Annotated in this window: 15 protein-coding genes; 10 read left to right on the top strand and 5 right to left on the bottom strand. The window is 60.8% G+C overall.

Annotation, left to right across the window (positions count from 1 at the left end):
- Positions 1-40: 40 nt before the first annotated feature.
- Positions 41-1,126, bottom strand: coding sequence for a LacI family DNA-binding transcriptional regulator (locus ABQ278_RS03970; RefSeq protein WP_349321313.1), 1,086 nt, complete (start codon positions 1,124-1,126; stop codon positions 41-43).
- Positions 1,127-1,353: 227 nt separating this feature from the next.
- Between ABQ278_RS03970 and ABQ278_RS03965 the strand changes: the two genes are divergently transcribed.
- The 3 genes from ABQ278_RS03965 (at position 1,354) to ABQ278_RS03955 (ending at position 4,589) form a co-directional block, all read left to right on the top strand.
- On the top strand, positions 1,354-3,318 hold the full coding sequence (locus ABQ278_RS03965; RefSeq protein ID WP_349321312.1) for a sialate O-acetylesterase: 1,965 nt from the start codon (positions 1,354-1,356) through the stop codon (positions 3,316-3,318).
- Between the two features lie 216 nt (positions 3,319-3,534).
- Positions 3,535-4,014: a hypothetical protein gene (locus ABQ278_RS03960; RefSeq protein WP_349321311.1), complete on the top strand. Its 480-nt coding sequence runs from the start codon at positions 3,535-3,537 to the stop codon at positions 4,012-4,014.
- Positions 4,015-4,091: 77 nt separating this feature from the next.
- On the top strand, positions 4,092-4,589 hold the full coding sequence (locus ABQ278_RS03955; RefSeq protein WP_349321310.1) for a hypothetical protein: 498 nt from the start codon (positions 4,092-4,094) through the stop codon (positions 4,587-4,589).
- On the opposite strand, the gene ABQ278_RS03950 is transcribed toward ABQ278_RS03955, so the two are convergent.
- Both ABQ278_RS03950 and ABQ278_RS03945 read right to left on the bottom strand, forming a co-directional pair.
- A complete protein-coding gene (locus ABQ278_RS03950) occupies positions 4,586-6,094 on the bottom strand; it encodes a hypothetical protein (RefSeq protein ID WP_349321309.1) in 1,509 nt (502 codons plus the stop codon). The two genes, ABQ278_RS03955 and ABQ278_RS03950, sit on opposite strands and share 4 nt — an antisense overlap.
- 131 nt (positions 6,095-6,225) lie before the next feature.
- Positions 6,226-7,044, bottom strand: a complete 819-nt coding sequence (locus ABQ278_RS03945; protein ID WP_349321308.1) for a sulfite exporter TauE/SafE family protein — start codon at positions 7,042-7,044, stop codon at positions 6,226-6,228.
- A 232-nt stretch (positions 7,045-7,276) separates the two neighbouring features.
- On the opposite strand from ABQ278_RS03945, the gene ABQ278_RS03940 reads away from it, so the two are divergent.
- On the top strand, positions 7,277-7,765 hold the full coding sequence (locus ABQ278_RS03940) for a GNAT family N-acetyltransferase (protein ID WP_349321307.1): 489 nt from the start codon (positions 7,277-7,279) through the stop codon (positions 7,763-7,765).
- On the opposite strand, the gene ABQ278_RS03935 is transcribed toward ABQ278_RS03940, so the two are convergent.
- A complete protein-coding gene (locus ABQ278_RS03935) occupies positions 7,754-10,537 on the bottom strand; it encodes a PAS domain S-box protein (RefSeq protein WP_349321306.1) in 2,784 nt (927 codons plus the stop codon). The two genes, ABQ278_RS03940 and ABQ278_RS03935, sit on opposite strands and share 12 nt — an antisense overlap.
- A gap of 173 nt (positions 10,538-10,710) precedes the next feature.
- On the opposite strand from ABQ278_RS03935, the gene ABQ278_RS03930 reads away from it, so the two are divergent.
- Entirely contained in the window at positions 10,711-11,121 is a 411-nt protein-coding gene (locus ABQ278_RS03930; protein WP_349321305.1) for a hypothetical protein, read from the top strand.
- 38 nt (positions 11,122-11,159) lie between these two features.
- Here ABQ278_RS03930 and ABQ278_RS03925 read toward each other — a convergent pair whose 3' ends face one another.
- Entirely contained in the window at positions 11,160-12,800 is a 1,641-nt protein-coding gene (locus ABQ278_RS03925) for a Na+/H+ antiporter (RefSeq protein WP_349321304.1), read from the bottom strand.
- Positions 12,801-13,054: 254 nt separating this feature from the next.
- Here ABQ278_RS03925 and carA point away from each other — a divergent pair, with 254 nt between their 5' ends.
- From carA to ABQ278_RS03900, 5 genes are all read left to right on the top strand, one after another.
- A complete protein-coding gene (gene carA, locus ABQ278_RS03920; RefSeq protein WP_349321303.1) occupies positions 13,055-14,230 on the top strand; it encodes a glutamine-hydrolyzing carbamoyl-phosphate synthase small subunit in 1,176 nt (391 codons plus the stop codon).
- Between the two features lie 345 nt (positions 14,231-14,575).
- The gene (gene carB / locus ABQ278_RS03915; RefSeq protein ID WP_349321302.1) at positions 14,576-17,878 is read left to right on the top strand and encodes a carbamoyl-phosphate synthase large subunit; all 3,303 of its coding nucleotides are present in this window, start codon (positions 14,576-14,578) and stop codon (positions 17,876-17,878) included.
- 277 nt (positions 17,879-18,155) lie between these two features.
- Positions 18,156-19,223 carry a hypothetical protein gene (locus tag ABQ278_RS03910; protein WP_349321301.1) on the top strand — a complete coding sequence of 356 codons (1,068 nt, stop codon included), beginning with the start codon at positions 18,156-18,158 and terminating at the stop codon, positions 19,221-19,223.
- A gap of 47 nt (positions 19,224-19,270) precedes the next feature.
- Positions 19,271-20,340 (top strand): IS630 family transposase gene (locus tag ABQ278_RS03905; RefSeq protein ID WP_349321300.1). Its coding sequence is split into 2 segments (ribosomal slippage): positions 19,271-19,760 and positions 19,760-20,340, totalling 1,071 coding nucleotides; the frame shifts between segments, so codons are not numbered across the junction.
- 259 nt (positions 20,341-20,599) lie between these two features.
- Positions 20,600-21,169 carry a hypothetical protein gene (locus ABQ278_RS03900; RefSeq protein WP_349321299.1) on the top strand — a complete coding sequence of 190 codons (570 nt, stop codon included), beginning with the start codon at positions 20,600-20,602 and terminating at the stop codon, positions 21,167-21,169.
- Positions 21,170-21,244 lie beyond the last annotated feature (75 nt).

The following is a 21,244-nucleotide window of genomic DNA, read 5'->3' as shown; positions in this document are numbered from 1 at the left end:
GGAAAATAAATTGTCGCGTGTATGGAAAGCGCTCCCAATTTCAGGAATCGCTGGCGCGCTTTACTGGCGCATAGTCAGGACCTGCCACATTGGCCGATGACTGGCGTTCGATCAGCGAGAAATCACGCACCTCACGCACCGCCTCAAACGGCCGCCCGGAACGATGGGCCTTTATCTGATCGAGCAACAAGCGCACCGACAGGCCGGCCATATCCGAGATTGGCTGGCGCACGGTTGTCAGTTCCGGCCAGACGCTCGACGCCATGGCCGTATCGTCGAACCCCACCACCGTCACCTGATCGGGCACTTCCAGACCCAGGCGATGCGCGGCCGCCACGGCGCCGGCGGCCATATCGTCGTTGGAGGCGAAAATGGCGGTCGGGCGCGTCTTGTGGCTAAACAGACGCTCGGCGGCGTCGAAACCGGAACGGTAGGTGAAATAGCCCTGACCGACAAAGCTCTGATCGATCTCCAGTCCGGCCTTTTTCATTGCCGCCTCGAAGCCGTCATAGCGGATCTGACTGGCATAGGCGTTGGGGTGGCCCTTGATGAAACCGATACGGGTGTGACCCAGTTCGATCAGGCGGCGGGTCATGGCCGAGGCGGCCTTAAGGTCATCTATGGTGACGCACGAGACGGTCGGATCGGGGCGCGCCATGGCGACGCCGACGAACGGCAGGTTCATGTCCTTCAGAATCTTGGCGACACGCGACGAATCGGACAACGGCGGCGACAGGATGACGCCATCGCAGCCGGCGGCCTTCATCTTTTCCAACGCCACGGTGGCGCCTTCGGGGCCTTCGCAGCTTTCGATCAGCAGTTGGGCGCCGCTTTGCGAACTTTCCGACAGAATCCCAAGCAGGAACTCGCTCAGGAAAGCGACGGAGGGGTTGGAATAGAGCAGGCCGATCCGCGCCAAATCCTGCGTGGCAAGAGACCTGGCCGCCAGGTTGGGCGAATAGTTCAACGCCTCCACCGAGGCCATGACCTTGGCCCGCGTTTCCTCGCGGACGTTCTTTTCGCCATTGATAACGCGAGACACAGTCATCGGGGATACGCCGACATGACGCGCCACATCATGGATGGTGACGATATTTCCCCCGCGTCGGCCGATCTTGCGCGCCATCAAATTCCCTGTAACTCAGTCCCGTTTGGGCCATTCTATAGGGTGCAATCGCTTACTTGGCAAATTGATCAGGATGCAAACGCCTTTCAGGAATGAAAAGACTTTGGCAAACGAAAAATTTCGCCAAAAAAAAGCTTGAACACGCAAGGCTTTTTTGACGCTATGCAACGGCGTGACGGCTATTTCCGGCCTCCCGCCCATAAGAAAACATAGCAAGGGAGACCGCCATGAGGTCGTATATCCGCCGAATCAGCCTGCTGGCGAGCGTCAGCCTTATGTGCGCTTTCCCCATGGCGGCCAGCGCCGAAACGGCGCCCCATTTCGCCCGTATCTTCGGCGATCACGCCGTGCTCCAGCGCGAACAGCCCGTCCGTATCTGGGGCGAAGCGCAAGCCAACAGCGCCCTGACGATCAGCGTGGCAGGCCAGTCGGTGACGGCCACCGCCGGGGCCGATGGAAGGTGGCAGGCCAGCCTGCCCGCCCTGCCCGCTGGCGGCCCTTACGCGCTCACGGTCTCTGATGGGCAGGCGACGACCACGCTCAACGACATCCTGGTCGGCGATGTCTATCTCTGCTCGGGCCAGTCCAATATGGAGTTCCCGGCCCGTCTGGCGACGGGTGCCTGGGGTGATATCGCCGCCTCCGCCAATCCGGACCTGCGTTTCGTGACGATCGAAAAGGACAGCGCCGCAGCGCCGCAGGCCGATCTGAAAACCACGCCTGCCTGGAAGGTAGCAGGCCCCGACACGACCGGCGAGGCCTCGGCCGTCTGTTACGCGATGGGCAAGGCCCTGCAAAAGGAACACAAGGTCCCGGTCGGCTTCATCGCCTCCGACTGGGGCGGCACGACGATCGAAAGCTGGATCAGCCCAGCAAGTTTACGCACCCTTCCTGCCTTTAGCGCCGGGGTGGATGATGTGGCGCACTATGCCGACGATCCTGCCCGGGCGCAGGCCGACCATGCCAAACGGCAGGAAGCGTGGTGGGATGCCCACGACGCATCCGCCAAGGCCCAGCGCGCCTGGATTTCGCCGAGCTTCAACGATTCCAAGTGGCCGCGCCTCAAAGCGACCAGCGGCTGGAAGGACAGCGGCGTGACCGAGCTGAAGGCTTTCGACGGCGTGGTCTGGCTGCGCACCCGCGTGACACTCACCCCCGAACAGGCCGCCAAGGCCAACGAACTGACGCTGGGGCCGGTCGCCACCTACGATACCACCTGGATCAACGGCCAGTGGGTCGGCAGCGGCAGCATCGAATGGGTGTGGCGCGATTACAAGGTGCCGGCGGGCGTCTTCAAGGCAGGAGAAAATGTCATTGTTCTGCGCGTACTAGGCAGCGGTGGCCTGACCGGCAAGCCCGACATGCGATTTATCAAGACCAGCGACGGACAGGCCATCCCGCTCACCGCCGACTGGAGCTACAAGACCGGCATGAAGGCCACAGGTCTGAGTATTCCCAGCGCACCTTGGGAAGTGCCGACCAGCCTTAACACGCTTTACAACGGCATGATCGCCCCGATCGCGCCCTATACGGTCAGGGCCGCCGCCTGGTATCAGGGCGAATCCAACACCGGACGCGCCACGGAATATCGCACCCTGCTGCCCATGCTGATGGCCGACTGGCGCAAGAGCTTCAGTGCCCCCGACCTGCCCATGCTGATCGTGCAACTCTCCAGCTACGGCGCGGTCTCGACCCAGCCCGGGGCCTCGAACTGGGCGGACCTGCGCGAAGCCCAGCGCCTGAGCGTGGCCGCGGATGCGCACGCCGCCCTGATCGTCAGCACCGACGTCGGCGACCGCAGCGACATCCACCCGACGCAGAAAACGATCATCGGCAACCGGCTGGCGCGCGGCGTCGACAAGCTGGTCTTTGGCCAAAACATCGCCCCGACCGGGCCGGAAGCAACCTCGGTGACGCGCGCCGGCGCTGATCTGGTGATCGGTTTCCGCTACGCCGAAAGCGGCCTGAAAACCTACAGCTCCGATACCGCCATAGGCTTCGAGGCCTGTGACGCCAAGGACGCCTGCCGCTATGTCAGCGCCGTGGCGGAGGGGCAGCGTATCGTCCTGAAAGGCGCCAACACGCCGGAAAACGTCCGGGTGCGCTACGCCTGGTCCGATGCCCCCTACACCAACCTCTACAGCGGTGATGACCTGCCCGCCGTACCGTTCCAGATGGATATCGCGCAATGACCTTTTCACGCCGGTTTTGAAGATGACGGGTTCGGGTCTGGTTTAGGCCAGTTTCCCCGCCACCGCCTCCCACTAAATTCGGGAGGTATAGGCATAGAGTTTTTTCTTATACCTCCCCACCTCTGGTGGGGAGGGGGACCGCGAGCGAAGCGAAGGGGTGGTGGGGTTTCTTACTTGTTTAAGGTGCGATAGACTTCGCAAAACAGGAAACACACCATGCTTTACCGCGCTACCGTCTTACTGGCCCTGATGACCCTCAGCCAATGCTCTCCCAAACCGGCGGAAAAACCTGCGTCTGCGACCGCCGCAGATTTCAGCTACGATCTGGCGCTTTCCTTCACGCCCGAAGCCGCCGAACACCTCAAAAAGCGTGGCGAAAAGCTGACCATCTCCGCCCGTTATTACGGCCTGCCGACACCGGAGGCCGCGCATCTCGTCACACCCGACGGCGTTATCGGCTTTAACACCGACACGGTCATCGTTGAGCCGCTAAACCAGAACGTCCATATGACCGGCGCCGGTATCCAGAAAGAGCGGCTGGTCGCCATTGTCGGGCCCAAGCCGCTGGTTCAGATCACCGCCTTCGCCCTGCATGACGGCGTGAAGGACGAACGCCTGAGCTGCCGCGTTTTCCAGGACTATGTGGCGACAGCGCAGGAAAAGCCCTTGCCCTTCGCGTGTAGTCTAGTGCCTTAAAGCGATTAATGTGACGCTTTTACGACTGGCGCCAACCCGACGGATCGATTAGAACCGCCGCTCTCTAAGGGGGCCACATGACCATTCGCAACGCTCAGATCGCCGTCGCCATCGCCGCTATCGTGGTCATCATCGCCATGCTCAGCATGTGCGCTCGTATGCCCGCAAAAGACAAACGCGCGATACTGGGCAACACCGGCTATGAAGTCGCCGTCACCTTCACACCCGCCGCCACCGCCGCGATGAAAAAGCTGGGTCAGGGCGCGACGGTCGAGGGCTTTTTCTATGGCGCACCGGTCGAAGCCGCCAAGGACAAGGTCGATGAGGACGGTCATATACCGGCCGGTATGGATCAGGTCGATATCGCGGCCAACACCCAGACGGTGAAGATGCCCGGCAGCGGCATCGATCCGGACGTCATGACACATATCGCCAGCGGCAAGCCTTCGCTCATGGTTCGCGTCTATTCTTCCACCACCGCCGGCACGCCGAACCAGCTTGATTGCACCACCTTTAACGGCACCTTGGCAGCCGCCCAGACGGCACCCGTGGCCATCGCCTGCGATATCCGCTAGTTCATCCGCACCGTCCACTTACGGACGATGATGTTGTTGGCTTTCGCCGCCGCCTGAACATCGGCGCGGCCTTTCAGCGCTTCGAGCGCCGTTACGAAAACCTCGTCACGATCGCCGAGTACGATCGGCGGCAGGTCGTTTTGCAGATCGAAGATGACATCGTCACGCATCGACGGATTGCTGATGGCGCTGATCAAAGCCTTGGCCGCCGCGTCGCTGTTACCAGCGCATAGGTAAGGCTTGACCTGCAAGAGATCACGGCCATTGAGCAGGCCGATAAAGCGCGCAAACGTCGCCGTATCGCCGGCATAGCCCATGGCGCACGCTTCGGTGGCCAGCACCGTCGCCGCCTGACCGCCATCAAGCGCGGCGATATCGATGCGGCCCTCCAGCGCCAGGGCTTCCTTTTCGCGGCCGTTATCGACAAGGAACTTCATATAGGCCACGAGCACGTCATTGGCCTTACCGGCGCCGAGCCTGGTGGCGCCATCCTCAAACGCCTTTCCTGCATCGTTAAAACGCCCGACATTGGCATAGAGCGCGCCGCGTTCGGCCAGCAGGTCGGGATAGACGTGCTGGCCTCCGAACTTGTCGATCCCATACTGATCGACCAGGGCCAGGATACCGTTGAGCTGCGTCAGGGCCAGGGCGTCCTGACCGTTCATCTTCTCCAGCCCCATCAGGTAGCTCAGCGCCATCAGATCGGCCGGGTCGGCGGTGATGACCGCCTTGACGTCCTCGATCTCACGCAGGAGCACCGGCCCGATCGGATCGGAGGCCAGCGCCGCGTCGCTGATCGTGCCATCGCCCTGACTGACGATGTAGAACAGGCTGTCGGTCTTGAGATCGGCGCGATAAAGCTCCGCATGGACCGTATCACCGGCCTTCACGGCGGCGCGTAAGGCCTGGAGGCGCAGATACCCCATCAGCGGGCGCCCGGTGACAGTATGGATTTGCCAGCGTGTCTCTTCGAGATGGTTGAGTAGGCTTTGGGTCGTCGCTGGCTGGCTGTCGTGAATTTGCAGCAGTACGCCGACGACGGTGGTGTCGGTCAGCTTTGGGACCTGATCCGGAAAGCGCGTCAGGGCCGCCTCCAGCGTCGCCGCCGCGGCCAGCGGCTGTTGCGAGGCCAGTTGCAGGAAGACGTGGAGGTCGTACGCGCTGATATCTTTGGCACGCGCCATGTTCTCGACCGAGAGCGCCAGCGCCGCCGGCAGGCCTTGCGTATCTGCGGTGCAGGCGACCAACTGAAAGCGAAATTGCGCCGCCAGTTCGGGATCGTTCTGCTCAAGGTAAGGGTCGTGCCAGAGCAGGTTGAGCGGCTTGAGCGCGCTGGCGCAATCGCCGGATTGCAACGCGGATGTGGCCTGCATGATGGCGATGGCGGTGCCGGCGCTGCTGGCGGGCGCTTCGGCAAAGGCCGGCGCAGACAGGCCCAGGGCCAAGGCAAAACCCAGCGCAGTCAGGGTTTTGAGACGTGGTTTTCGTGTGTGATGCAAGCCCATAATATCCCCCCAACAGCCCGCGACAGGGCCGTTAACCCTAATCTAGCGGCAATTTGACACCTCACAAGCAAAATCGGGCATCACGGGAAAACAGGCTGAAAGCGTGTCGGCCAGCGCACATCTTGTGCGCCTTAAGCCGTCACCAGCTTGAAGCCGACCAGGGTCAGGACGGTGGCCAGCAGGCCGCGCAGCACCTTTTCCGGTACTTTCGAGGCGAACAGCGACCCGATAATAATGCCGGGGATGGAGCCGATCAGCAGGGACGCCAGCATGTTAAGATCGACATTGCCGATGAAAAAATAGCCCATGCCGGCCAGGAAGGTCAGCGGCACGGCGTGGGCGATGTCAGAGCCAACGATCTTGACGATGGGCAGTTGCGGATAGAGCATGATCAGGGCCGTGACGCCGAGCGCGCCCGCCCCGACCGATGACAGTGAAACGAGAAAGCCCAGCACCAGGCCGGTCAGGATGGTCAGGATGGCGCGGCGGCCGGTATGGAGCGGACGATGCTCGACCTCGGCCTTTTCAAAACGCTTTTCCGCCAGCTTCTGGATGACGCCGCGCAGCAACAGCATGGCGGCCGTTACGAACAGGGCATAGCCGAGCACGTGGGTGATCAGCGACGACATGGCATCCGACTTGCCGAAATGGTGAATGGCGTAGAGCGTGGCGATCGTGGCCGGAATCGAGCCCAGCGCCAAAAGGCCGACGATCATCCAGTTGATCGTGCTCTTGAAACCGTGGATAACGGTGCCGGCGCCCTTGGTGATGGCGGCGTAAAGCAGATCGGTGCCGACGGCGGTGGCCGGATGGACATGGAACAGCAAGACGAGCAGCGGCGTCATCAGTGAGCCGCCGCCAACGCCGGTCAGCCCGACCAGAATGCCGACGGCCAGTCCGGATACGGAATAGAGCGGATTGATATGCAGGCTAGCGGCAAGGCCAGCCACATATTGGGGCAGATCGAACTGAAGTCATATTAAGGCTGGCTGTCCCGTGTAGGCTGAGCTTGAAGGCGCACCATAAAGCCCCGCCCTGTCATCACAAGCGAATTAAATTAGCCGCTCGTGTTAGCGAGACTTATGGTTTACCTCGCGGTTATAGTGTAGGCACGCCGGGTTTGCACCTGTCCACAAACAGTTCCAGCCTTGATCTTGCCCGGCGCTTCACGAGAGTTTCTTCATGACGATCCATCGCCTGACCGCGCCCTTAGCGCCTGCCCTGATCGACCGCCTGCATGCGCTCAACGAAGCCCACGCCACGGAACTGTCCTCTATGACACGCCCCGACTTCGAGGCCCTGATCGCCAGCGCCTTCTTCGCAGCGGCGGTGGATGATGGCGACGGCCTGCTGATTGTCTGCGACCAGACCACGGCCTATGACAGCCCTAACTTCCTGTGGTTCAAAGCCCGCTATCCGGCCTTCGCCTATGTCGACCGCGTGGCCGTAAGACCCTTGCGACGCGGGGAAGGTCTGGCGCGCCGGCTCTATGAGGCGGTGTTCGCGGTAGCGCGCGAGGCCGGCCATAGCCAGGTGGTGTGCGAGGTCAATTTCGATCCGCCCAATCCGGCGTCCGATGCCTTTCACGCCAGTCTGGGCTTTGAAGAGGTCGGCCGCGCGCATCTGGCCGATCGCGGCAAGGGCGTGCGCTATTTGAGGCTAAGCCTCTAGATTGCCGGCGGCGTTTTCGATCTTGCGCCGCAGTTCTTCGGGCCGGAACGGCTTGGCGACATAGTCATCCATGCCCACCGACAGGCAGCGTTCGCGGTCGCCGGCCAGAGCGTGCGCTGTCATACCGATGATGCGGACGCGCGGCGTGTCTTCCGCCGCTTCCCATTCACGGATCAGCTTCGTGGCATCCAGACCGTTCATGCCGTGCATCTGCACATCCATCAGCACCGCCACGTAGCGCGTGCGCTGGACCGCGTCGAAAGCCTCAAGCCCGTTGTTCGCAATATCGACATTGTAGCCGAAATCCTCAAGGAAGGTGGTGGCGACGAGGATATTGGGTTCATAGTCCTCGACCAGCAGAACCGGCGGACGCAGGTGCTTTTCGACGCGACCTTCCTGAACCGCGGCCAGAGAATATTCGCTGCGCGCCACCTGATCACTGGTGGCGACCTGCAAGGGCAGCAGCACCTCGAAGATCGAGCCCTCACCCGGCGCACTGCTGACCTTGATGCTGCCCCCCATGATCTCGACGAGGGTGCGGGTAATGGCGAGGCCTAAGCCCGTGCCGCCATATTTGCGGTTGATGCTGGTGTCGGCCTGGACAAACTTGTGGAAGATACTGTCGATCTTGTCGGGCGCGATACCGATGCCGCTGTCGCTAACCGTCAGGCAGATGATCTCATGATCGGGCGCCTCGGCGGGCAGGCAGGTGATCGCCACCCTGACCTCGCCCAGTTCGGTGAACTTGATGGCGTTGCTGCACAGATTGACGATGATCTGGCGCATCCGCGTCGGATCACCGACAAACACCCGCTCTTCAACACATTCGCCATCACTGATAAAGGTCAGGCCCTTCTCACGTACCGACACCGCCATCATGCTGGTGACCTCCTGCATCAGGCGCGTCAGGCTGAACGGAATATTTTCCAGCTCGACCGTACGCGCTTCGATCTTGGCGATATCGAGCAGGTCGTTGATCAGGGCCAGCAGACTGTCGGCGCTGTTGGAGAGGGTGCGGATATAGTCCGTCTGGCGCGATGTCAGCGGCTGGCTTTTCGACAGGATGGTGCTGAGGCCGATGATGGCGTTCATCGGCGTGCGGATTTCATGGCTCATATTGGCCAGGAATTCGGTCTTGGCGATATTGGCGGCCTCGGCGGCATTGCGCGCTTCAAGCAGGGCTTCCTGCGCCTGCTGCTGGGCCGTCATGTCACGGCATATCTTGATGAAGCCCTTGACGCGCCCCTCGTCGTCATACATCGCCGCCATGGTGCCGCTGGCGTAAAAGCGCTCCCCATTTTGGCGCATGTGCCAGCGCTCATCCGAAGCGCGGGTATTGGTCGCCGCCAGGGCCAGTTCGGTGCGCGGCGCGCCATGCGCACAGTCTTCGGGCGTGAAGATGACCTCGATATGCTGTTCGAGCACGTCTTTGGGCTTGTAGCCGAAAATTTTCTGGGCGCCCGCATTCCACAGCACGATGCGACCGGCCTCATCGAGCGAAATGATGGCGTAATCCTGCACGCTTTCCAGCATCAGGTTGAGATAGGCCTGGCTCTCGCGCAGACGCAGGGCCGCGGTTTTGCGCTCGGTGATATCCTGCACCATGCCGACCATGTGCAGCGGCTTGCCGTCATCGTCACGAATAAATTCAGCGCGGCGGTAGATCCAGCGCACCTCACCGGTGTCCGGCCGCTGGATGCGATATTCGGTTTCGGACGGTGTGGTGCCGGCGGCGCGGTCTTCGTCGGTCGACCGTGCCTGACGATCCTCAGCCACAACCAGTTTCGCGACCTGCTCCACTGAGAGCTTAGGTGCAACAGCCAGGCCAAAAATGGTGCAAAACTCTTCCGAAACGGTCAGTTCGCCGGCATCCGCCGGCATGGCGAAAACCCCGATGCCGCCGACCTTCTGCGCCATGCGCAATTGATCGTGGGTTTGCTGAAAGGCGTCTTCAAAGCGTTTGCGCTCATCGATATCGATCAGAACACCGGGAAAGCGCACAGGCGCGCCAGCGGCGTTGCGCGTAACCGTGCCGCTGGCCTCGACCCAGCGCCAGACGTCGCCATCACGCAGACGGTATTCGGCGCGAAAGGACGGCGCGCCTTCAAGCGCCTCAGTCACGGCTTTGCGCAAACCGTCTATGTCTTCCGGATGAATCGCCCGCACCGTGGTTTCAAACGGCAAACCCTTCAGGGCCAGGGCTTCAGGGACCGAAAAGCTGCGCGCGAAACGCTCATCGCCATAGACAAGATCGTGGGGAATATCCCACACCCAGGTGCCGAGCACCACGCCGGAATCGAGCGCCAGATTGATGCGCTCGGAGGCGGAATTGGCCATCTTCTGAACGATGCTTAGCTTCTCATCGGCGGCGACGCGATCAGAAATGTCAACGAAGGTGCAGATGGCGCCCATGAGCACGCCGTCCTTGCGGATCGGCTGGGCGCGGTATTCGACCGGAAAGGCGCTGCCATCACGACGGTGGAAAATACCATGCGGGATATGGCGACCAACACCTGTACGCGCCGTCTCGACAATGGGGCAGTCTTCGGCCGCATAGGGCGTGCCGTCAGGGCCGGTGACAAGGATGACCTCATGCAGCTTAAGACCCAGGACGTCGTCGGTGGCATCAAATCCGAGCAGGGTGAGACAGGCGGCGTTGCACGAGGTCGTGCGGCCTTCACAGTCAACCGTATACACGCCCTCGACGGTCGAATCGAGAACGAGACGGAAGAAATCCGCCTGTTCACTGGGCGAAAGTTTACTTAATGGCATAGAGGCCCGACCCCTAAAATACACGCACCCTCAGTCGCCAAGCGCTGGTCACGTCTGATTGACGACAGTTCGACATAAAGGATCAATAAGAAACTGCTTCCGGTTGGCAAAAGGATAGGCTTTGCGGCATCGTTGCGACCGGAGTAGGGTTGAAGCTTATCAAGGAAACCGCCATGCCCAGCACCCGAAGCTATCCCCCCGCCTATGTCACGGAAGCGCGTGCGAAGATCGACCTGCAACTCTCGACCTATCATGATTTTCGCATCGCGGCGGAGATGGGCGAGGACAAGGCCGCGCTGGGCGCGGCGACCGATGCCTTTGAGCCGCCCTTTTTCCGCAACCTGATCCTGGCCATGGACCGCTATTTCGCCGACCGCGATCCGGCGCTGGAGGGCGATGCGCTGAAGGAAGTACGGACGCTCGTCTCTTCGATCCTGCACAATCACCATAAGGTGTCGGAGGAAGTGGTGAGTCCCATTCTCAGCCTCAAGGCCGGCGACGATATCCGCCTCAACCCTCAGCAGTTCGCCAAACTGTCAGAGGCCTTTTTCAAAGAGCTTGAGCTGAACTACGGCAAGGCCTGACGTCAGGTCACGGAGGCAATAGCCAATCGCCCTGGCGCCTAAACGCCGGTCAGGCGCGCCTCCACCAGATCGGCCTCGCGCACCAGCTTGCGCATGGTCTCATCGGAGAGCGCGCGTGACCGGCTGAGATGGTAGAAGGTGTCGCGCTCCGCCCGGATGCCGGTCAGGCGCAGCTTGCGTTCGATCTCCTCGATCTTGCGCAGGTGGGCCGTGTTCTCGCCGTGCAGGGCCTGGTTTTCGACGCGCCGGCGATAGAAATCCAGCACCCGTGCACCGGCATCGGCATAGAGATCGGTTTCGCGCGGCCCCAAGCCCAGGGCCTTGTGAAACTGTTCGATGGCTATGATCGCCGCCTTGGCCGCCTCCAGCCGCGCCTCGTCCTCCTCGGCCTGCGCCTTGGGTTCGGGCGGCAGCTTCAGGTCTTTGAGCAGGAAGGGCAGCCCCACGCTGGCGAGCAAAAGCGACACGACAATAACGGCCGCCGCCAAAAAGATGACAAGAGTGCGCGCCGGAAAGGCGGTGCCATCCGACAGCACGAACGGAATGGTCAGAACACCCGCCAGCGTAATGGCGCCGCGCACACCGGCCAGCGACGTGGCCGCGATCAGCCGCAGGCTCGGCTTCTGCACCGGCTCCCCCTTGCGGGCGGCGCGGAACAAGGTGAAGCGCAGGGCGACCCACACCCAGGCAAAGCGCAAGACGATCAGCGCCACATTGATGGTCACCACATAGGCTATCAGCCACAGGGGATCGTCATGGCCGGTGAGATGCACCACCTGGGCTGCGCGCGCGGCGATGCTGGGCAATTGTTCGCCCAGCAGCACGAAGATAACACCGTTGGCGGTGAACTGGATCGTATCCCACACGGCGTTGCGGCGCACGCGCGTTTCAGGCAGGGCCTGGCCGCTCTGCTCGGCATAGCTCATGGTCAGACCGGCGGCCACGGCGGCCAGAATGCCGGAACAGTGAAAATGTTCGGCCAGAAGATAGGCGCCAAAAGGAATGAGCAAGCTGATCAGCACCTGAGAGCCGGTATCTTCGCCGATGCGACGGGCGATGAAGTTTTTCGCACGCGTGATCACCCAGGTCACGCCGATACCGATGGCGATGCCGCCCACGGCCAGCCAGGCGAAGGTGCCCACGGCATCGACCAGCGAAAAGCTGCCGGTCAACACGGCGGCGACGGCAAAACGCATGCACACCAGACCGGACGCATCGTTGAGCAGGGCCTCGCCTTCGAGAATGTGCATCAGGCGCTTAGGGATCGGCACGCGGGTGGCGATGGCCGAAACGGCGATCGGGTCGGTGGGGGAAATAATGGCGGCCAGCGCGAAGGCCACGCCCAAAGGCATCTCCGGAATAAGCCAGTGGATCAGCAGACCGACGCCCAGCACGGTGAAGACGACGAGCCCCAGCGCCAGTTGCAGGATGGTGCCCTTGTCGCGGAACAGGCCTTCCTTGGGAATTTTCCAGCCGTCATAAAAAAGCAGCGGCGGTAAAAAGAGCAGGAAGAAGACATCGGGCTTGAGATCGACCGCCGCGCCTGTGGTCAGCGCGATGACGGCGCCCAGCGCGATCTGGACCAGCGGCACCGGCACCGAAACGGGTGACAGGCGCGACAGCCATCCGCTGACCACGACGGCCAGCAAAAGAAACAGCGATAGGGTGATGCTTTCCAAGCGCTCAGGCTCCTGCGACATAATAGATGATCGTGGATGCGCCAATTAGACCCTATCCGGCAAGGCGGGGTCAACCATCACAGGCAGGTTATACACGCTGCGAACCGCACATCTGATAACATCTGCTAACAAACCTGCCGCATTCGTGATGCGTTAAGGTCAATTAACACTTGATCCTGCGCGCCTGTGCCCCTATGTGTCCCGCCGTTTGCGTGCAAGGTCGCCGCAGTAGGACTCAAAGGAGATGATACACCATGACAACTGAGCTTTTGGAAGGTTGCACGGGTGTATTGGTGCTGGCGGACGGCACGGTCTATCAGGGCCTCGGTTGCGGCGCCACGGGCGAAGCGCTCGGCGAAGTCTGCTTCAACACCGCCATGACCGGCTATCAGGAAATTCTCACCGATCCCTCCTATATGGAACAGATCGTCGCTTTCACCTTCCCCCACATCGGCAATGTCGGCGTCAATTCAGAAGATGTCGAGCAACTCGGTAATGACCCCAAGCGCGCCGCCAAGGGCGCCATCTTCCGCGATGCCCCCACCCCGCCGGCCAACTGGCGCTCGGATATGAGCTTCAATGACTGGCTGACATCGCGCGGCGTCGTCGGCATTTCCGGCATCGATACCCGCTCGCTGACCAAGAAGATCCGCGAACATGGCATGCCGCACGGCATCATCGCCCACAGCCCGTCCGGCGTTTTCGATCTTGAAGCCCTGAAGGCTCAGGCGCGCGAATGGGCCGGCCTCGGTGGTCTCGATCTCGCCCCCGCCGCCACCTCGGCACAATCCTCGACCTACACCACCGACCTGTGGCAATGGCCGGAAGGCTACAAGGATGGCACCAGGCACGAATTCAAGGTCGTGGTCATCGACTACGGCGTCAAGCAGAACATCCTGCGCGCCCTGATCGATACCGGCGCCGATGTCACCATCGTGCCGGCCACTACCTCGGCGGAAGACATCCTGGCCCGCAAGCCCGATGGCGTCCTGCTGTCGAACGGCCCCGGCGATCCTGCCGCGACCGGAGAGTACGCCGTGCCGGTGATCCAGAAACTGGTCGCTTCAGGCGCGCCGGTGTTCGGCATCTGCCTCGGCCACCAGATGCTGGCGCTCGCTCTTGGCGCGAAGACCATCAAGATGAGCCAGGGCCACCACGGCGCCAACCATCCGGTCAAGGACGACACCACCGGCAAGGTCGAGATCGTGTCGATGAACCATGGCTTCGCGGTTGACCCCGCCTCGCTGCCGGAAGGCGTGGTCGAGACCCACGTATCGCTGTTTGACGGTTCCAACTGCGGCATCGCCATGACCGGAAAGCCGGTATTCTCGGTTCAACACCACCCGGAAGCCTCGCCCGGCCCGGTCGATTCGCTCTATTTGTTCGAGCGCTTCGCCCAGTATATGCGCGACGCCAAGGTCACGGCGTAAACGTAATCCTGGCCGTGTGATCCGGTTGAGGATCGCGCGGCCCCTGTTTTTCCAACAGCCCGCGACGCCCAGCGTCTTGATCCGTAAGGATAGGACATGTGCGCCTCCGTGTGGTCTTGGGGCGATTGTGTTTCCCGTTATTTCAGGACTTCACACCTAGCGGATCGATCCGAGATTCTTAACATCAAGACTTGCAACGACCGCCCTTAGCCTCTAAAGCACCCGCTTAGCCATAAAACATACAGCGCCTGTCAGGCGCGTTTTCATCGGACTGTGAGATTCACAGCCCGCTCTAATTTTGCGCAACCGTCATGACGGCTTGCGCCTTGTGTACGAAAGACAACGATGCCCAAACGCACAGACATTAAATCCATTCTCATTATCGGCGCAGGCCCTATTGTGATCGGTCAGGCCTGTGAGTTCGATTATTCCGGCGTTCAGGCCTGTAAGGCGCTGCGCGAGGAAGGCTACCGCATCGTGCTGGTCAATTCCAATCCGGCGACGATCATGACCGATCCCGATATCGCCGACGCCACCTATATCGAGCCGATCACCCCCGAATTCGTTGAGAAGATCATCGCCCGGGAGCGCCCGGATGCGCTGCTCCCGACCATGGGCGGCCAGACTGCGCTCAACACCGCCCTGGCGCTCGATGGCTCCGGCGTGCTCAAGAAATACAATGTCGAGATGATCGGCGCCAAGGCCGAGGTCATCGACAAGGCCGAAGACCGCCAGAAATTCCGTAACGCAATGGATAAGCTGGGGCTCGAATTGGCCAAGTCGGCCGTAGCTCACACCTGGGAAGAAGCCGTCGCGGGTCTGGAAGCCATCGGCGGTCTGCCGGCGGTCATCCGCCCCTCCTTCACCCTGGCCGGCACCGGCGGGGGCATTGCTTACAATCAGGAAGAGTTCAAGGAGATCGTCACCAACGGTCTCGACCTCAGCCCCACCACCGAAGTTCTGATCGAAGAATTGATCGTCGGCTGGAAGGAATACGAGATGGAGGTGGTGCGTGACACCGCCGATAACTGCATCATCGTCTGCTCGATCGAAAACGTCGATCCGATGGGCGTCCATACCGGCAACTCGATCACTGTGGCGCCGGCCCTGACCCTGACCGACAAGGAATATCAGGTCATGCGCTCGGCCAGCCTGGCCGTGCTGCGCGAGATCGGCGTCGAAACGGGCGGCTCGAACGTACAGTTCGCGCTCAACCCGAAAGACGGTCGCATGATCGTCATTGAAATGAACCCGCGCGTGTCGCGCTCTTCGGCGCTGGCCTCGAAAGCCACCGGCTTCCCGATCGCCAAGATCGCCGCCAAGCTGGCCGTCGGCTACACGCTCGACGAACTGCAAAACGACATCACCAAGACGACGCCGGCCTCCTTTGAACCGTCGATCGATTACGTCGTCACCAAGATCCCGCGCTTCGCCTTTGAAAAGTACCCCGGCTCTGAGCCGCTGCTCGGCACCTCGATGAAGTCGGTCGGTGAGGTCATGGCCATCGGCCGCACCTTCGCCGAATCGATGCAGAAGGCCCTGCGCGGTCTGGAAACCGGCCTGTCCGGCTTCGATGAGGTCGAGATCAAGGGCGTGAAGACCGCCGAGAACCCCGACGCCATCCGCGAAGCCGTGATCCGCGAACTGGGCCGCCCGACGCCAGACCGCATCCGCGTCATCGCCCAGGCCTTCCGCCATGGCCTGTCGGTCGAGGACATCAACGCCGCCTGCGAATACGAGCCGTGGTTCCTGCGCCAGATCGAAACCATTATCTCCGAAGAAGCCAAGATCGGCGCGCTTGGCCTGCCGACCTCTGCCAAGGCCTTCCGCACCCTGAAAGCCATGGGCTTCTCCGATGTGCGCCTCGCCAAACTGACCGGCAAGACCGAAAAAGAAGTCCGCGCCGCCCGTCAGGAACTGAACGTGCGTCCGGTGTTCAAGCGCATCGATACCTGCGCCGCCGAATTCGCCTCCTCGACCGCCTATATGTATTCGACCTATGAGTTGGGCGCGCTCGGTCAGGTGCCGGAATGTGAGGCCGAGCCGACCGATCGCCCCAAGGCCATCATCCTCGGCGGAGGCCCTAACAGAATTGGTCAAGGCATCGAGTTCGACTATTGCTGCTGTCACGCCGCCTTTGCCTTCAAGGACATGGGCCTTGAGGCCATCATGGTCAACTGTAACCCCGAAACCGTCTCGACCGACTACGACACCTCCGACCGCCTCTATTTCGAGCCGCTGACGGCCGAAGACGTGCTCGAACTGATCCACGTCGAGATGTCGAAGGGCGATCTGCGCGGCGTCGTCGTGCAGTTTGGCGGCCAGACCCCACTTAAGCTGGCGCAGGCACTCGAAGACGAGGGCATCCCCATCCTCGGCACTTCGCCGGACGCCATCGACCTGGCCGAAGACCGCGAGCGCTTCCAGCACCTGCTGCGCGATATCGACCTGAAACAGCCGGTCAACGCCATCGCCCGCACCCCGGAAGAGGCCTTCAAGGGCGCTCATGAGGTCGGCTACCCGATCGTTATCCGCCCCTCCTATGTGCTGGGTGGCCGCGCCATGGAAATCGTCCGCGACGACGAGCAACTGACGCGCTATGTGCGTGAAGCCGTGCAGGTGTCGGGCGACTCGCCGGTGCTGATCGATCAGTATCTGTCGGCCGCCATCGAGGTCGATGCCGACGCCCTGGCCGATGGTTCGGGCAATGTCTTCGTGGCCGGCATCATGGAACATATCGAAGAGGCCGGCGTCCACTCCGGCGACTCCGCCTGTTCGCTGCCGCCCTTCTCGCTGAAACCGGAAACCGTGGTCGAACTGGAGCGCCAGACGGTCGAGCTGGCCCGCGCGCTCAAGGTCCGCGGCCTGATGAACGTCCAGTTCGCCATCCTGCACCCCTATTCCGACGCGCCGGAAATCTTCGTGCTCGAAGTCAACCCGCGCGCCTCACGCACCGTGCCGTTCGTCGCCAAGACTCTGGGCAAGCCACTGGCCGGCATCGCCGCCAAGATTATGGCCGGCGAAACCCTGGCCTCGTTCAACCTGAAACCGCGCGACTATCGCCACGTCGCCGTGAAAGAGGCCGTCTTCCCGTTCGCCCGCTTCCCGAACGTCGATACGGTGCTTGGGCCTGAGATGCGCTCGACCGGCGAGGTCATGGGCCTCGACTGGATTCGTGACGGCGAAGAGATGATCGACGCCTTCTCGCGCGCCTTCGCCAAGAGCCAGCTTGGCTCCGGCGTGCGCCTGCCCGCTTCGGGCAAGGTCTTCGTCTCGGTGAAGGACATGGATAAGCCGGTGGTGCTGGACTCGATCCGCACCCTGCTCGATCTCGGCTTCAAGGTCGTCGCCACCGGCGGCACCGCCGATTACCTCAAGGCCAAGGGGCTCGACGTCGAGCCGATCAAGAAGGTGCTGGAAGGTCGTCCGAACATCCTCGACGCCATCAAGAACGGCGAAATCGATCTGGTGTTCAACACCACCGAGGGCAAACAGTCGCTGGCGGATTCGTTCTCGCTGCGCCGCGCCACCCTGATGATGAAGATCCCGTACTACACAACCGCTTCGGGCGCGGTGGCCGCCACGCGCGCCATCAAGTCCGGCGCCACCGAACTGCTCGATGTGCGTCCTATTCAAGAATATGCGTAGGTTTCACAACCTGAGCCAAGCATGATAGACTGCCCTCCAATTACAAAATTGGGGGGCAGTTTTGCGTTATTTGGGACTCATAGGTCTGTTGTTGTGCTTGGGCGTTGTTCCGGCAAATGCACAGGACATTTCAACAATTGCCGACACTACGGCACCATCGCCCGTTAAGAATGACGTACCACCAGCAAAGAATGTTGAGCGGCCAAACGGCGATTTGTCATTCGTGCAAATCCAATTGGAGAGCCATGGAAGACGATCGGGAGACGGTCCTTTTACTATGACGATTACGGGCGAAGGGACCGTCATCTACATTCCTTCACGCTTTGATGGTGGCTGGATATTAGGGCCACAGACCTACCATATCCCGCCTCAGCAAGTCGCTGCCATGCTAAATCTGGCTGAAAAAGCAGACTTCTGGTCCTTGTCTGACGTTTATCGTCCGGCCCCAATGCCAGAGGATGCACGATTTCCGGGGATGAATGAGGCGCTTGACGATGTTTATCGTGACGTTGAAATTAGTACCGAAAATAGAGTTAAGAACCTGCGTATTTATGACTCAGGCAGCCTGAACGGTGTACCTGCTGCGGCTGACGAACTCATCTATAAGCTTGCAGAATTGGCAAGGCGCGATTTGTGGCGAACCTTCTCCCGCGAAACGACCGCGCAATTGGTACAGAATGGTTTCGATTTTCGATCAAAAAGAGGTGGTGAACTGCTGATCCGCATGACGGCATCATCAGCTAATTCAGACGCAGACATCGAAGCTCTGCTCGCTTTGGGAGCGCCGGCGGATTATGTTGTTACCAACCACTTCCTTCTGGACACAGCCCTGCTGGATGCCGCCATAAAAAGCGATCGAATGGTTTTTGTAGACAAACTGATTGCTGGTGGCGCACTGCTTACGGACGGCCAAACCGATCCTGTCAAAAGCGCGCGTGCTCTGGCTCATGCCGCGGCCAATATCTCCCCGATGATGGTAGCCAAGCTACTGTCGGATCATCCGCCCCTCGTCTTCCATGCTAAAAAAGGGTCGGACGGACTAACTAAAATGAATGATATACCCGTCATTACTGTGGTCGGACAGGAGAATTCTCTGTCCTTTTGGGATACCGACAATTCGGCAAATATTGATGATTTGATCAAGGTAACGGAGCAACTTCTGGACGCAGGCGCTGGCATTAACGACCGCGGCGGTGCGGGCTGGAGTTTGCTGGACAATATCGTGCATCAGGGAAATATCCCTTTTGCCACCTGGCTGATCGCGCATCATGCCGAGGTTACCAAAACGACATTTATACCAGCCCTCGCTGATGCTGACTCTCTTGTGACTTCCCAAGTCGATTGAATTCCGAATCAATGCGTCGATAACGAATCGCATGATGGAGACATCTGATGGGCGTGGCATTGAAGATTACTCGGACGGACTACACGAGCGCGGCGCTTCGGGGCGTTAGCGCACGGTGCTCGGATGGCGCTCAGATTCGGCGGCTTCTGGCGGTGGCGCTGGTTCTGGACGGCTATTCGCGTCGCGAGGCGGCTGCTCTGAACGGGATGGACCGGCAAACCCTTGCCGACTGGGTGCATCGCTACAACGCCTTTGGCGTCGACGGGCTGAAATCACTGCCTGCCCCCGGCCGGCGGCCGGCCCTGACCGAGGCGCAGCAAGCCGAGTTGCGCGAGGTGGTGATCCAAGGCCCCGATCCGGCGATCCACCAGGTGGTGCGCTGGCGGTGCGTCGACCTGCGGGCCGAGGTGGCCCGCAGGTTTTCCGTGGAAGTGCACGAAAACACGATCGGCCGATGGCTGCACGAACTGGGTCTGACGCGCCTGCAACCGCGGCCGGTTCATCCGCAAAAGGACCCTGAGGTTGAGGCAATTTTTAAAAAAACTTCGCCAGCCTCGTCAAAGCCGCGCTCAAGGACGCCTCACCCGCCGGTCCCATAGAAATCTGGTTCCAGGACGAAGCCAGGGTCGGCCAGAAGGGCGGACACGCCTATATCTGGGCGCCAGTCGGCTCGCGCCCGCGCATGATGCGCGATAACCGACACACCTCGACTTATCTGTTCGGCGCCATATGTCCGCGCCGCGCCGTCGGGGCGGCCATGATCATTCCCGGCTGCGACACCTGGGGCATGAACCTGCACCTGAAGGAAATCAGCACCCAAGTCGCCCCCGGCGCCCATGCTCTGCTGGTCTGCGACGGCGCCGGCTGGCATCAACGCGGCAAGAAACTGATCGTCCCGGACAACATCACCCTCTTGTCCCTGCCGGCCTACTCACCGGAACTGAACCCAATGGAGAACGTATGGGACTATCTCAGGCAGAACAAACTTTGCGCTCTGGTCTGGAATACCTACGACGAAATCGCAGAGGCCTGCACAAACGCTTGGCACTTCCTTGTCAACGATCCCGACCGCATCCGCTCAATCGGCGACAGAGATTGGGCGTGCGTCAATATTTAAGTTGGCTGGTATTACACCGATGTTAAGTGATGAAATGACCATATTTCTCCTGAACACTCAGCCGAAACTCGAAAAGGTAGTTTGGGAGCAAATCAAAGCCAATGCCGGACCGAATACACAGGCATGGCTAAAGGCGCATGGTAAATCTTGAAATTAGTTCGTGAAGCCTCTTTGAACGCCTTAACAAGACCTTAAGCGTGATTGCCTAAGCTAAGGGCGTGGAGTGAAAATTCCGCGCCCTTTCATTGTGAGGTCGGCTATGAAGATAACCGCCATCCCGTCCGTCAATGCCTTGCTGCCAGCCCAGCCGATTGAGCCCGTGGCCAATGCCCCAGACAAGATCGTGCCCGAAGCCTGGGAATCGATGCACGCGCGCAACCGCGCGCGCTTTCGCCGCCTGACCAACGTGCTTAGCGACGATCAGGGCACCTACACCTTCGAAGAACGTCTGGCCGCCATGCAGGCGCTGAACGGCATGGCCGCCAGTGGTGAGTTGCGCGGCATAGATGCGCGCAGCGCCCGTCTTTACCGCGAGCTAACCGCCAACAGTGAGCTGGCGCAGCGCGAAGCCGCCATTTCACAGGATGAGGTCAAGGCCGTGGTGCGCGCCATCGAAGACCACAGCTCGCCACACGACGCACAGGCCGCCTTTTTCGACACCCTGTCGGAAGAGGACAAGGCCGTGCATTTCAGCCTCAATGCCAACGCCATCGATCCCCATGGTCATCAGCCCTATGTGACCCTGGAACAGTATCGTCAGAAGCTGAAAACGCCTGACGCGGCAGAGGACACACTGGCGCCGGGCTCGCTGATTTCCTCAACCATTTGAGCGTAACAAAAAGTAACCGGCTCACGTTGTTGTGAACCGCAATCGCTTCAGCTATGATTGCGCTGCAAAAAACTG

This window comes from Asticcacaulis sp. MM231 (assembly GCF_964186625.1).
In the GTDB taxonomy this organism is placed as follows: domain Bacteria; phylum Pseudomonadota; class Alphaproteobacteria; order Caulobacterales; family Caulobacteraceae; genus Asticcacaulis.
Note: the sequence above shows the minus strand (reverse complement) of the source record. Positions and strands in the feature narration are given on the sequence as shown.

Coding starts and splice junctions, on each gene's coding strand:
- carB (WP_349321302.1), top strand. CDS start 14,576: ATGCCCAAACGCACAGACATTAAATCCATTCTCATTATCGGCGCAGGC.
- ABQ278_RS03965 (WP_349321312.1), top strand. CDS start 1,354: ATGAGGTCGTATATCCGCCGAATCAGCCTGCTGGCGAGCGTCAGCCTT.
- ABQ278_RS03970 (WP_349321313.1), bottom strand. CDS start 1,126: ATGGCGCGCAAGATCGGCCGACGCGGGGGAAATATCGTCACCATCCAT.
- ABQ278_RS03955 (WP_349321310.1), top strand. CDS start 4,092: ATGACCATTCGCAACGCTCAGATCGCCGTCGCCATCGCCGCTATCGTG.
- carA (WP_349321303.1), top strand. CDS start 13,055: ATGACAACTGAGCTTTTGGAAGGTTGCACGGGTGTATTGGTGCTGGCG.
- ABQ278_RS03900 (WP_349321299.1), top strand. CDS start 20,600: ATGAAGATAACCGCCATCCCGTCCGTCAATGCCTTGCTGCCAGCCCAG.
- ABQ278_RS03950 (WP_349321309.1), bottom strand. CDS start 6,094: ATGGGCTTGCATCACACACGAAAACCACGTCTCAAAACCCTGACTGCG.
- ABQ278_RS03935 (WP_349321306.1), bottom strand. CDS start 10,537: ATGCCATTAAGTAAACTTTCGCCCAGTGAACAGGCGGATTTCTTCCGT.
- ABQ278_RS03910 (WP_349321301.1), top strand. CDS start 18,156: ATGACGATTACGGGCGAAGGGACCGTCATCTACATTCCTTCACGCTTT.
- ABQ278_RS03930 (WP_349321305.1), top strand. CDS start 10,711: ATGCCCAGCACCCGAAGCTATCCCCCCGCCTATGTCACGGAAGCGCGT.
- ABQ278_RS03940 (WP_349321307.1), top strand. CDS start 7,277: ATGACGATCCATCGCCTGACCGCGCCCTTAGCGCCTGCCCTGATCGAC.
- ABQ278_RS03960 (WP_349321311.1), top strand. CDS start 3,535: ATGCTTTACCGCGCTACCGTCTTACTGGCCCTGATGACCCTCAGCCAA.